The sequence below is a fragment of the Shewanella sp. SM71 genome, assembly GCF_025653905.1.
Lineage (GTDB): Bacteria > Pseudomonadota > Gammaproteobacteria > Enterobacterales > Shewanellaceae > Shewanella > Shewanella oncorhynchi.
Genome location: NZ_JAKKRW010000005.1, coordinates 172,737 through 185,953, shown reverse-complemented (window position 1 = coordinate 185,953; position 13,217 = coordinate 172,737). Strand labels below are relative to the sequence as shown.

The window sequence follows — 13,217 nt, the reverse complement described above, 5'->3', positions numbered from 1 at the left end:
TGCCCTTCTGTCTTTGCGCGCAAGCTAAAATTTGTTACAACGACTCATTAAAACCTAATAAACATTTAGGCACAGATCACATTTTCTGGCCGACATCATAGAGCATTCGCAATAATATTCAAATTCCACTAACGGCGAATGCCAAGTACACTATGACCACATTAACGACTCAATCAAGTCAGGTAAGCGTGTCTCAACCTCCTGTTAGCAAAAGTATGAACAAAAACAAGTTTCAACCTAAAGGTGCCAATGCCAGCGCAAGTTCCCCAGCCAAGAGCCCGATTAAACCCGCTAAGCCCGCCAGCAGAGGCCCTGCCAACCGCGCTACCGCCGTAGATAGCAAAGTAGTGGCGCCAGCACGAAATGCCAATGGCAGTTTAAAGAAAGAACCCTTTAAAAATCCTAATCGACGCGCAATTGCGGCGGCAAAACCGGTGCAGAGCCAAACGCTCGCACCAATTATCGTGCTGTTTAATAAGCCTTTTGATGTACTTTGCCAGTTTACCGATGAACAAGGTCGCAAGACCCTAAAAGACTATATCCCCATTGCTGACGTGTATGCCGCAGGCCGCTTAGACAGAGACAGTGAGGGCTTGTTGTTGCTGACTAATGACGGTCAATTACAGGCAAGGCTGACAGAGCCAAAAAAGAAAACCTTTAAAACCTATTGGGTACAAGTAGAAGGCGTTCCGACGGAAGATGTACTGACAAAACTGCGCCAAGGTGTTGAATTAAATGATGGTATGACGCTGCCTGCTAAAGTCAAAATCATGGATTCACCCGACATTTGGCCACGTAATCCACCGGTGAGAGAGCGCAAAAATATCCCAACAACTTGGCTAGAAATCCAAATTCATGAAGGCCGCAACCGCCAAGTCAGACGCATGACAGCGCATATCGGTTTTCCGACCTTAAGATTAATCCGTTATAAAATAGGCCAATGGAGTCTAGATAATTTGCCATCGGGTGAGCACAAATGTATCCGTCTCGGTGATGAAGTCTAAATTTCAGCCTACTTTCTTCATTCAAATCCACTCAAAGGAGGCTCCATGAGTCAAAGATATAAACCCAATGTGACCGTCGCTTGTATTGTTCATGCAACTTCACAGGACAAATATCTGATGGTAGAAGAGTGGATTGAAGGCGAGCAACGCTTTAATCAACCCGCGGGTCACTTAGAAGCGAATGAAAGCTTGATCCAAGCCTGTGAGCGCGAAGTGTTTGAAGAAACGGGGTTATCACTCAAAGCCCAAGGACTCGTCGGCATTTATCAACTTAGCGCCAGTGAAGACTTAGCCTTTGTGCGCTTTACTTTTTTCGTGCAGTTAGATGATATGCCCTCACCTGCGCCGCAGGATAAAGCGATCCATAGTGCGCATTGGTTAAGTCTTGCGCAGATAGAAGCCATGCCATCTTTACTGCGCAGCCCCTTAGTACTCGATTGCTTAAAAGACTATCTCAATCAGGCACAAAATGGCCAAACTTATCCCCTTAGCTTACTCAATAGTGACCGCCTCACGATAGCCCAAGCGAGTAAGGCGTGATAGAATACCGCCCCGCATAAACGGCTGGTTAAGCTTAATGCGTGTGCTACTGCAGAGGCCTTGTACAGCAAATAAATAGTTGGCCGTAAATGCGAGGTTTACTGACAGTTTGCGGACTCATTTTATTTGATAGCGCTGGAAAAGTTTGATTTAGCAATCAGCAGCACAGCACCTAGATGTAAAGTTAGCTTGGATTTAAAGTGAGCTTGGATTTTTAGTTAGCCCATATTTTTAGTTAGGTTAGGTATTTTTGTTACGCGCTCAATGTCGCGGCTTAAATTCATCCACCTAGCCAACACACATACTCAATGGTTTTTAGGATTTATGACATCAATCGAACCCACTCATACAGGAAAAAAAGTCATTGTCGGCATGTCCGGCGGTGTAGATTCATCTGTTTCAGCCTATTTGCTTATGCAGCAAGGCTATCAGGTTGAAGGCCTTTTCATGAAGAACTGGGAAGAAGATGACAATAACGAGTACTGCGCGGCCGCAGAAGATTTAAAAGATGCCCAAGCCGTGTGCGACAAGCTCGGGATCAAGCTACATACAGTCAACTTTGCTGCCGAATATTGGGACAATGTATTTGAGTATTTCCTCGCCGAATACAAAGCGGGCCGCACGCCAAATCCCGATATCATGTGCAACAAAGAAATCAAATTTAAGGCATTTTTAGAATTTGCCGATGAAATCCTCGACGCTGATTACATCGCAATGGGCCACTATGTTCGCCGTCGCGATAACAGCGATGGCAGTACGCAAATGCTCCGTGGCGTTGATGGCAATAAAGATCAAAGTTATTTCCTCTACACCCTTAGCCATGAGCAAGTTGCCCGAAGCCTGTTCCCTGTCGGTGAGCTCGAAAAATATCAAGTTCGTGAAATTGCGAAAGAAATGGGCTTAATCACCCATGACAAAAAAGACAGTACTGGCATCTGCTTTATCGGTGAGCGCAAGTTCACTGAATTTCTAGGGACTTATTTACCGGCGCAGCCTGGCAATATTGAAACCCCAGAAGGCGAAGTCATAGGCACGCACCAAGGACTCATGTACCACACCTTAGGCCAACGTAAAGGCTTAGGCATTGGCGGCATGAAAAACAGCAATGACGATCCTTGGTATGTGGTCGATAAAGATCTTGAGCGTAACGTATTGATCGTGGGTCAAGGCGGACACCATCCCCGTTTGATGTCGACCGGCATGACAGTTAACCAACTGCATTGGGTAGATAGAACTGGGCCTGTCGATGGTTGTCATATCGCAGTGAAAACCCGTTATCGCCAACAAGATGTGCCTTGTACATTAACCTACACAGATGAACACACCTTGCGCGTGGTCTTCGATGAACCTGTAGCGGCGGTGACGCCTGGACAGTCTGCGGTATTTTATGATGGTGAAGTCTGCCTAGGTGGCGGCATCATAGATCAATTAATCCGAGGGTAAAGTGTGAACGAGCAACTCATTAATCGGACGATGGCGTTTGCAGGCATACTGCAAGCCATTGCCCAAGTTCAACATTTAGCGCGCCATGGCGAATTGGATAATGCCGAGCTCGCAGCGAGCTTAAACACCATTCTCATCACCAATCCTGACAATACGGCCGATGTCTACCAAGATAAAATCGTATTGCAAAAAGGCTATAAACTGATCCTGAATCAGCTCGGTGACAGCAGCCAAAAAGATGTTGAAATCACCCGCTATTTAGTGGGCGTGCTTGCCATTGAGCGTAAACTCGTGCGCTCTAACAGTGGCTTAGGCATGTTGGCTGAACGTATTAATCAAGTGAATCGCCAGCTACATCATTTTGCCATCACAGATGAGCAAGTTGTTGCCAATCTTGCCAGCATTTACAGTGACATCATCAGTAATTTAGGGCCAAAAATCCAAATATCGGGTAATCCTGTGTGTTTGCAGCGCCCTATTGTACAACATAAAATTCGTGCTCTGCTGCTTGCCGCTATACGCAGCGCAGTACTGTGGCGTCAGTTGGGTGGTAAACGTCGACATTTAGTCTTCGCCCGCAAAGCCATAGTCGATACAGCCAAGAAAAGTCTTACCCTATAATAAAATTAGCGTTCATCAAGGAGCTACACATGGATCTTTCCGCACTAACTGCTATCTCTCCGGTAGACGGTCGTTATGGTAGTAAAACCGCGTCATTGAGAGGGATTTTCAGCGAGTTCGGTCTTACCAAGTACCGTGTTCAGGTTGAAATCAATTGGCTAAAACTGTTAGCCGACTGTCCAGACATTAGCGAAGTGCCAACATTGAGCGCGTCAGCTATCGCCGTACTCGATGGCATTAAAGACAATTTCAACGAACAAGATGCGCTGCGTGTTAAGGCTATCGAAAGCACCACTAACCACGATGTAAAAGCGGTTGAATACTTCATTAAAGAAAAAATCGCGGGCAATAGCGAATTAGCCGCTGTGGGTGAGTTTGTTCACTTTGCTTGTACTTCTGAAGATATCAACAACTTAAGCCACGGTTTAATGCTGACTGAAGCCCGTGAGCATGTATTACTGCCTTACTGCAACGAGTTGCTGACGGCAATTAAAAAGCTGGCGATTGAATATCGCTCTGTGCCATTAATGTCACGTACCCATGGCCAACCCGCGTCACCTTCGACGCTCGGTAAAGAAATGGCGAACGTCGCAGTGCGCCTTGAACGTCAAATCAAACAAATCGCCAATGTTGAAATCATGGGTAAACTGAACGGTGCTGTAGGTAACTACAATGCTCACCTGTCAGCCTACCCTGAAGTTAACTGGCATGAGCTGTCTGAGCGTTTTGTGACTAGCCTTGGCTTGCACTGGAATGCCTACACGACGCAAATCGAGCCACACGATTACATTGCCGAATTGTTTGATGCGGTTGCCCGTTTCAACACTGTGCTGATTGACTTTGACCGTGATATTTGGGGTTACATCGCCCTAGGTCACTTCAAACAACGCACTATCGCCGGTGAAATCGGTTCATCGACTATGCCGCACAAAGTTAACCCAATCGATTTTGAAAACTCTGAAGGTAACTTAGGTATCGCTAACGCCCTGATGCAACATTTAGCGTCTAAGCTGCCGCTATCAAGATGGCAACGTGACTTAACTGACTCGACTGTACTGCGTAACTTAGGTGTGGGTATTGCCCATGCGTTGATCGCGTATCAAGCGACCTTAAAAGGCATCAGCAAGTTAGAAGTTAACGAAGCGCATCTGCGTGATGAGTTAGATCACAACTGGGAAGTGTTAGCAGAACCTGTACAAACGGTAATGCGTCGTTATGGTATTGAAAAGCCATACGAAAAATTAAAAGAACTGACGCGCGGTAAACGTATTGACGCGCAGCAACTGTCAGTGTTTATTGACGGACTTGAATTACCAGACTCAGTGAAAGCTGAACTGAAGAAAATGACGCCAGCCAATTACATTGGTCGCGCCGAAACGTTTGTCGACGAACTGAAGTAAGTTATTAATTAAAATTGGCGATTAACTAATATTAAGCTATTGACTGAAATTAGTTATTAACTGAAGTTGGCGACGGACAATACTCTTTCTTAAACAGAAATAAGGATTAAGGCGACCCACATCACCGCGATGTGGTCGCCTTTTTTAACACTATGTATACACTCAATCTCGATATCGCCCAGTTTCTTAGTGAATACTGGCAAAAGAAACCCCTGTTGATCAAAAAAGCATTTCCGCAATTTGAAGATCCTATCAGCGCCGATGAATTAGCAGGCCTTGCCTGTGAAGAAGAAATCTCTTCACGCATCGTCGTCACCAAAGATAATGATTGGGAAGTGGTGCAAGGTCCGTTTGAAGATTACGACAGCTATGGCGAAACCCATTGGCAATTATTAGTGCAAGCCGTCAACCATTGGTACCCAGATTCGCAACCATTAGTTGAAGCTCTACGCTTTTTACCTGACTGGCGCTTCGATGACTTGATGGCATCATTTGCAACCCCAAGTGGCGGTGTCGGCCCGCACGTCGATAACTACGATGTGTTTATCATTCAAGGCGAAGGTGAGCGTCGCTGGACTGTGGGTGACAATACCCCGCAACAACGCCGCGGTGGCAATCCCAACTCGCCGCTGGTTGAAGACTTCACACCCATTATCGATGTAGTGTTAGAAAAAGGCGACATGCTTTATATTCCACCTGGTTTCCCACACTGCGGCGAAACCCTAACTGTGGCAATGAGTTACTCGATTGGTTTCCGCGCTCCTAGCCAGCAAGAATTAGTCAGTGAAGTCGCCGATTATTTGCTCGACAATAACTTAGGTCAGCAGCGTTTCACCTCGCAAACTGAACCGAGTTCAGCCGGTATCGTCAGCCAAGACCATCAAGTGGGCATAATGTCACTCTTGAGCCAGCTGAGCCAAGATCCTAATAGCTACCAAATCGTGTTGGGCAAGTTGCTTAGTCAAAACCGTTTCGAGCTTGATTTGTGTGAAGGCGAAGAAGCTTACAGCATGGAAGATTTGCAAGATGCCTTCGCCCAAGGTGCTGGAGTGAGCCGTATCGGTGGTTTGAAAGTATTGCGCCTTGAAAATGACGCCACGCCGCGATTATTCATCAATGGTGATGCACACGAACTGCCCCAAACACCGGCAGACGTAATCGCACAGTTGAGCGATAACGTCAGCTTAAACGCCGATGAAGCGACTGAAATATGTCAGCATGAAGAAGTCCAAGCCTTACTGTTGAAACTCATCAATCAAGGTTTCTACTACTTGAGCGACAGCGAAGAATAAGCCCTATCGACTCTGCTCGATGACCTTGTTCTTAATATAAAATGTAAATAAAACATCAACATAAATAAGGCACTCAATTGAGTGCCTTATTATTTCAATTATCAGTATCAATCGACACAAGTGACTGTATTAACTCAATACTATCTAAATACAATCCTCAACTCATTTGAGTTTAAGCATTCCACAGTTTATCGTCATTGTGCATACGATATAAACTCTCGGCACGCGATACTAATAGTTGAGCAAATTTAGCCTGAGTGGCATCACGGGTTGCACCCGAACGCACTAAGTTTTCCGCCTGCATTTGCCACATCATAGAGAAATGACGCACGGCATCACGGGCCGTCGTCGCCACTTTCACATCGACAAAATCCGACGGTAAATCACCTGACATCACCCAATAGGTTTTGTTGCTTGGACGCTTTGATTCCATCTTCCAAATCGCCATATAAGGCGCAAGATAACGGCTTTCATCGGCTAGGACTTTGCTTGGTATCACGCCTTTTTCAGCGAGAAAACGATTGGCTTTTTGAAATTGAGTTCTGACCCACTCTTGACGCAGCTTTTCTATTTCTTCAGCTGATAAATTTTGTTGAGTTTGGTCGACAGCTTGTTCAGTCATACTTCCGTCCTATCTTATTGTTATAACGCGAGCCTAATTCTTGGGATCAGTGCGCGATTCATTCTATTCGTTACGTTAAATTCAGTACAATCCATTCTTAATCGCAAAGCTTACGTTTACGTAAAGTGGAAAGCTAAATTGCCACAAATAATGTATTTATTCGGTCATTATGCATGGTTGAGAGTATCGCTAAATGCTATGGTTCTGCAATAAATATAACAAGCAGTCGATAGAGGCTCACCTCGTCGGCTTTTTCATTGTGTATAGCGGAGAAATTCACGTGGCTGTATTTAATCATGTATCCTTTGACGAACATGAACAGGTTGTATTCTGTCATGATAAAGAAAGTGGCTTAAAGGCCATTGTCGCCATCCATAACACCAACCTAGGCCCTGCCGTGGGTGGATGCCGGATGTGGAATTACCAATCGGATGATGAAGCCCTGACTGACGTATTACGCCTTTCTCGTGGCATGACTTATAAAAATGCCCTAGCAGGTTTAACCATGGGCGGTGGTAAATCCGTGATCATTGCCGATCCGAAAAGACAAGATCGCGAAGCGCTGTTCCGCGCCTTTGGCCGTTTGATTAACAGCCTAGGCGGCCGCTACTATTCAGCGGAAGATGTTGGCACTACAACGGCTGATATTATGATCGCCCATGAAGAAACCCCTTATATGGCGGGTCTTGAAGGCAAAAGTGGCGATCCATCACCATTCACAGCCCTTGGCACTTATTTAGGCATCAAAGCTGCGGTTAAACATAGACTTGGTTTAGACAGCCTAAGAGGCCTTAAAATCGCCGTTCAAGGCGTCGGTCACGTTGGCTATTACCTGTGCAAACACTTGCATAACGAAGGCGCTGAACTGATTGTTACCGACATTCATCAAGCCTCGTTAGATAAAGTCGCTACCGACTTTGGTGCCATTGTTGTCGCGCCTCAAGAAATCTACGCGCAAGATGTGGATGTGTATGCCCCTTGTGCCCTTGGCGCAACCTTAAACGATGCGACCTTACCGCAACTGAAAGCCAAAATTGTTGCTGGCTGTGCCAACAACCAATTAGCCGAAGTACGCCACGGTGAACAACTGAAAGAAATGGGCATACTTTACGCGCCAGACTATGTGATCAACGCAGGCGGTATTATCAACGTGTCGTTCGAAAAAGATTACGACGCAGCAAAATCGACTGCTAAAGTAGAAGAAATTTACAACACGCTGCTAAAAATATTCAGCCAAGCCGATGCGCAGAACCGTACAACTGGCGCCGTGGCTGATGAAATGGCAAAAGCCATTATCGAAGCCGCTAAGCAGTAATTTTTTACGCGTTTATTATTTTTTATGCCCGTCAAATATTGAAAAAAGCGACCTCAGGTCGCTTTTTTGTTATCTAAAATTTAATCTATCACTAAGCTCATGGTTTAGCCGCGCTTTTAATTTCGACACAGAATATTCATTTAATCACGCTGGAAAACGTCATATTTGTCTGCTTGAATTAGTCTATCAGGTCCCAGCACAGGATAGCGCTATGATCCGTTTCAAATATGATCTCAACCAAGATGTGGTAGAACTGCAAGCCAGCAATTGGAGTGGTTTAGAGCGGGTCTTCGTTAATGGCCAAATGGTGTCGCACAAGCTTAACTTTAAGCCTCAAAGCGAGCATACCATTCAGCTTAAAGACGGCGCGCCTTGCAAGTTTGAACTGCTTATCGATCCCCAAACCGATGAACTCATGTGCCGAATTTATAAGCAACATAGACTCGTCGCTAGCCTAAAACAAGGCAAAGAAAATTTATTAGCCAGCCGGCGTTATTTACAGCACTCAGTGATAGCCGTCAGTCTGCTTTGCGTCTTTGCACTTTACTTGAATTAATCAAACCAGTTTAATCCCGCAAAGTGAGGCATAGTGGGTGAGATTAAACTGGGAAAATGATTTAGATAACCACATACAGATAGCAGTGAAAACGGCTAAACCACAGTTTCCCTCCATACCCATTAGATTCAAAATTTCAAGCCAAACGGTTGATTTTATTTAATAGTAAAATGAATGTCTGTTGTTCATCTTCACTTAGATTTGACAGGAATTTTTCATTGACCCGCTCAGCTTCGCAGATAAGATCTTGCTCTAATGCTTTGGCTTCATCGGTCAAAAAGATTTGGAAAGCACGCCGATTATCGACTTCTTGATGACGAGTAATAAGACCTTGCACCTGCAACTGATCGAGTAAGCGCGTCATAGTGTAATTTGCCACATCGCAACGCTTAGACAATTCAGTTTGGCTTATGCCCTCTTCTTGCCACAAAGCAAACAGCACAGGCCACAGTTTTATATCGAGTTGATATCGCTTAAGATGCAGATCAAGCTCATTTTGCAGCTCGATATTTAAGTGGGATACAAGATAGCCTAAGCTTTCATGACGATTCAAACAGCACCTCCTACAGCAAAGGTTTAACGCGTTTTCACTTACTCTGCACGCCATCATAGGAACCCAGAGTTAGTTTTAATACTACCACTTAACCCATAATAAACTAGCTTAGACCACAGCAAATTATGCGATTAACCTACGAGCTCATTCCTCATCTAGATCAGATAAATTGAATTCATTCACAAAATTATAGTAACAGGCCCGACCTAATTTGCCCCATAAACCGCGCTCAAGCGGCAAATAAACACTGTCATCGGTGAGCTTCATCTGTTTTATATCGACTTTATGATGCTGTGTTTCAATACTGGTTCTTACATTGAGCAGCGAATGGGGTTGCGCTCGCTCGAAATCGACAATCAGTAAGGGAGCATCTTCAACCCGCACTCGCACCTTCTCCACTGGGGTAATTAAGAAATACTCATCATCGATGCAATGTAAAATACTGGCGAACAACTTAGCAAACTTTGCTGGTAGCGATGTGCCTAGATATGTCCAATCACCCAAGGCGTTAATGTCAAACAATGGGACTTCACTGCACAATGGCACAACCGAGGTTAGCCTACTATCAGCGGCGAATTGTTTGAGCGTGTGTTGAATACTGTCAGTCATCTTTTCCATCTAGGCCTCCATCATCCATAAAAAAACCAGCCTTGCGGCTGGCTTTAGTGTGACATTCAACACTGGGATATACCAGTGAGGATAATTACGATCTGACTAGCGCAATCAAAACGACATAAACACCACTAGATATTTACTAACTCGAGTAAGGCCTCAAGTGGATGCTTTGGCTTGTATCCGGCAAAACGTTTTACCTGACTACGGCACGAATAGCCAGACACTAACACTTGCGGCTGCTCAATTTTCGCTAGCGTTTGCTGCCAAGACATATCAAACAAGGCCTTAGAGCGCTCGAGGTTTTCTGCCTCATGACCATAGGTTCCCGCCATACCACAACAACCTAAATTGACTGCGGTTAACTTAGCGCCAAAATGGGCAAAGATTTTAGTCCACTCATTGGCGGTATTTGGCTTGGCCGTCGATTCGGTACAATGACTAAACCAAGTATATTGCTTACCTTGCGCAGCTTTTGCAGGTAAATCTTTGATGACATTCAGTAGCCATTCGTTGGCTAACTTGACCTCAAAATTACCGCGATTAGCCCCTAAGACTTCACGGTATTCATCGCGATAACACAAGACTAAGGCAGGATCGATACCGACCATGGGCATGCCCAGTTTATGGACTTGGTTCAGAAAGTCCGCACTCGACTGCGCCGTTTTAGCAAACTTATCTAAAAATCCCTTGATATGTGTTGGCTTACCATTGGGTTTGTAGGGCAATAACACCGGCTTTAAGCCGAGTTTTTCAATCAATTGGATAAAGCGCAGCACAATACCTGAATCATAGAAACTGTTAAAGGGATCTTGTACCACCAACACAAACTGCGAGCGCTTCTCTTCTGGAATCGCTTGCAACGCAGCTAAGTCGTAACCGCGGCTTGCATGACCATCGAGTCTTTGCTTCAAAGTCGGCACAGATAACGCAGGCGCATCCACATAACCAATCGCCTGTTTAATCACCCATTGGCTCAATGGATTTTGTGCAACAAAGTTAGTGAGACGCGGTGCCGCGGCCATCAGTGGCAAGCTATCTTCAATTCCTGCAACGAGATAGTCTTTCGCGGGTCTTAAATAGCGTTGATAGTAAATATTGAAGAACTGCGCCCTAAACTTAGGCACATCCACTTTGACCGGACATTGTCCAGAGCAAGCTTTACAGGCTAAACAGCCCTTGAGCGATTCCATCACCTCGTGGGAGTAATCATAATCACGTTTGGCATTGATGGTATTTTGTATGCGCTGCAATATACCAAAAGGTTTCGCTTTTGCGAGGGCATTAACATCAACCCCTTCAGCCTCAAGCAGTCTTAGCCACTCTCTCATGAGCCCTGCACGCCCCTTAGGTGACTGCACTCTGTCACCCGTCACCTTAAACGATGGGCACATGGGCGAATAGCTACTGTAATTAAAACACAGGCCATTACCGTTACAATTCATCACATCGGGAAACGCATCACGCACATCAACGGGGATTTGTCGATCAAACTTACCGCGCTTAGCACTGTCGACATCGTAATAGAGGGCACCTGTATCTTTAGGCGCCACCAGCTTGCCGGGATTGAGTCGGTTATCGGGGTCAAACAAACCTTTAATATCTTGCAACACTCCGAAAAGTTCATCACCAAAGACAGCTGGACCGTATTCACCGCGCACGCCTTTACCGTGCTCGCCCCACATTAGGCCGCCGTATTTAAGCGTCAGTGCCGCGACTTGATCAGAAATGACTCGCAGTAATTTTTCATCTTCAACATCGCACATATCGAGCGCTGGACGAACATGCAACACGCCCGCATCCACATGGCCGAACATACCGTATTGCAGATTATGCCCGTCGAGTAACGCGCGAAACTCCATAATGTAATCGGCGAGTTTTTCGGGCGGTACCGCAGTATCTTCTGCAAAGGCGATGGGCTTACGGCGACCTTTAGTGGCGCCGAGTAAACCAACGGCTTTTTTGCGCATGCCGTAGATTTTTTCGATACTCGGCTTATCTTGCGTCACTTGGTAACCCAATACACCGCACTCGCCTTTACTGATCTGCTCAGTTAACACAGCTTCCAAACTCGCGAGCTTTTGCTCAACTTCGACCGTGTCACCTGCAAATTCGACCATATTGAGGCCATCAATAACTTTACCTGGCACTTCTTGGATAAGATCAGCCACTGAATGCCAGACAATATCTTCACGGGCTAAGTTAAGCACTTTTGAATCGACGGTTTCGACCACAGTCGCCCGCGCGGCAACTAAGGATGGCGCATGACGCAATGCCGATTGGAACGAATCGTACTTAATGTTCACCATAGCGCGCTCAGTCGGCAGCGGGGTGAGATTAAGTTTGGCTTCGGTTATCACCGCAAGCGTGCCCTCTGAGCCCGTCAGAATTCGTGATAAATCGAATTGCGTCAGCTTGTCGTTCCACACATGTTTTAAGTCATAGCCAGTGAGGAAACGATTGAGCTTAGGAAATTGGTTTTCTATCTGAGTTCGCTTTTCGCGGCATACCGCCGCCACAGCAGAAATCAGTTTCTGCCCCAGCGGATTATCACTGACATTATCTGGGTTACACAGTAGTCCCGCATCTAGGGGATGCGTATCCAGCACACTGCCATCGATCAACACGCTACGCAGCGCCAGCACGTGATCTGACGTCTTACCATAGACCAGTGAGCCCGCACCCGAGGCATCGGTATTGATCATGCCACCAATAGTGGCGCGGTTTGAAGTGGATAAATCGGGACTAAAGAAGAATCCATGGGGACGCAATGCATCGTTCAGCGCATCTTTAATCACGCCAGCTTCGACTCGAACCCAACCTTGCTCAGCATTCACTTCGAGCACACGGTTCATGTAACGCGACACATCCAAAATCAAACCATGGGTCAGAGATTGTCCGTTGGTGCCCGTACCACCGCCCCGCGCACTGAAGGTCACGCTGCGAAATGCGTCTGTAGCAGCCAGCGTCAATGCAATTTGAATATCCTGCTGATTTTTAGGATAAAGCACGGCTTGAGGCAAAAATTGATATACAGAGTTGTCGGTGGCTTGCACTAAACGGGCGCTGTAACGTTTGTCTATATCACCGGAATACTCACTTTGCTCCAGTGCATCAAGGTATGCCAAATACACTGGCTCTAATGTTTGTTGATGTGATAGCAGGGGTAGCATAGATGGCTTCTGTCAATTATCGTTATGGCGCCATTATAAACAAAAAAAAGCCGCTAAAAAGCGGCTTTTTTAACAAGTTTATAAAA

Annotated in this window: 12 protein-coding genes; 8 read left to right on the top strand and 4 right to left on the bottom strand. The window is 45.8% G+C overall.

Features of this window, described 5'->3' with window-relative positions; all coding sequences use genetic code 11:
- Window positions 1–215 precede the first annotated feature (215 nt).
- From rluE to L5L97_RS06870, 6 genes are all read left to right on the top strand, one after another.
- Entirely contained in the window at window positions 216–1,004 is a 789-nt protein-coding gene (gene rluE, locus L5L97_RS06895; RefSeq protein ID WP_263138565.1) for a 23S rRNA pseudouridine(2457) synthase RluE, read from the top strand.
- A 45-nt stretch (window positions 1,005–1,049) separates the two neighbouring features.
- Complete coding sequence (locus L5L97_RS06890; RefSeq protein ID WP_212600198.1) at window positions 1,050–1,544, top strand: NUDIX hydrolase; 495 nt, start codon at window positions 1,050–1,052, stop codon at window positions 1,542–1,544.
- A 324-nt stretch (window positions 1,545–1,868) separates the two neighbouring features.
- Window positions 1,869–2,987, top strand: coding sequence for a tRNA 2-thiouridine(34) synthase MnmA (gene mnmA / locus L5L97_RS06885; RefSeq protein WP_263138563.1), 1,119 nt, complete (start codon window positions 1,869–1,871; stop codon window positions 2,985–2,987).
- A gap of 3 nt (window positions 2,988–2,990) precedes the next feature.
- Window positions 2,991–3,608, top strand: a complete 618-nt coding sequence (gene hflD / locus L5L97_RS06880) for a high frequency lysogenization protein HflD (protein WP_263181507.1) — start codon at window positions 2,991–2,993, stop codon at window positions 3,606–3,608.
- 29 nt (window positions 3,609–3,637) lie between these two features.
- The gene (gene purB, locus L5L97_RS06875; protein WP_113940534.1) at window positions 3,638–5,008 is read left to right on the top strand and encodes an adenylosuccinate lyase; all 1,371 of its coding nucleotides are present in this window, start codon (window positions 3,638–3,640) and stop codon (window positions 5,006–5,008) included.
- 152 nt (window positions 5,009–5,160) lie between these two features.
- Complete coding sequence (locus L5L97_RS06870; protein WP_263181506.1) at window positions 5,161–6,300, top strand: cupin domain-containing protein; 1,140 nt, start codon at window positions 5,161–5,163, stop codon at window positions 6,298–6,300.
- A gap of 172 nt (window positions 6,301–6,472) precedes the next feature.
- Here L5L97_RS06870 and L5L97_RS06865 read toward each other — a convergent pair whose 3' ends face one another.
- Entirely contained in the window at window positions 6,473–6,922 is a 450-nt protein-coding gene (locus tag L5L97_RS06865) for a DUF4826 family protein (RefSeq protein ID WP_263176753.1), read from the bottom strand.
- Between the two features lie 280 nt (window positions 6,923–7,202).
- On the opposite strand from L5L97_RS06865, the gene L5L97_RS06860 reads away from it, so the two are divergent.
- Complete coding sequence (locus L5L97_RS06860; protein ID WP_173244498.1) at window positions 7,203–8,237, top strand: Glu/Leu/Phe/Val dehydrogenase; 1,035 nt, start codon at window positions 7,203–7,205, stop codon at window positions 8,235–8,237.
- Between the two features lie 211 nt (window positions 8,238–8,448).
- Window positions 8,449–8,793 (top strand): hypothetical protein, encoded by a 345-nt coding sequence (locus L5L97_RS06855; RefSeq protein ID WP_011789104.1) that lies wholly within the window; start codon window positions 8,449–8,451, stop codon window positions 8,791–8,793.
- Between the two features lie 136 nt (window positions 8,794–8,929).
- Here the strand turns inward: L5L97_RS06855 and L5L97_RS06850 are convergent, their stop codons facing one another.
- The 3 genes from L5L97_RS06850 to L5L97_RS06840 form a co-directional block, all read right to left on the bottom strand.
- Window positions 8,930–9,346, bottom strand: a complete 417-nt coding sequence (locus L5L97_RS06850; protein ID WP_028759729.1) for a MarR family winged helix-turn-helix transcriptional regulator — start codon at window positions 9,344–9,346, stop codon at window positions 8,930–8,932.
- A 144-nt stretch (window positions 9,347–9,490) separates the two neighbouring features.
- On the bottom strand, window positions 9,491–9,964 hold the full coding sequence (locus L5L97_RS06845; RefSeq protein ID WP_212600194.1) for a DUF1285 domain-containing protein: 474 nt from the start codon (window positions 9,962–9,964) through the stop codon (window positions 9,491–9,493).
- A gap of 125 nt (window positions 9,965–10,089) precedes the next feature.
- The gene (locus L5L97_RS06840; protein ID WP_263181505.1) at window positions 10,090–13,131 is read right to left on the bottom strand and encodes an FAD-binding and (Fe-S)-binding domain-containing protein; all 3,042 of its coding nucleotides are present in this window, start codon (window positions 13,129–13,131) and stop codon (window positions 10,090–10,092) included.
- Window positions 13,132–13,217: the final 86 nt, after the last annotated feature.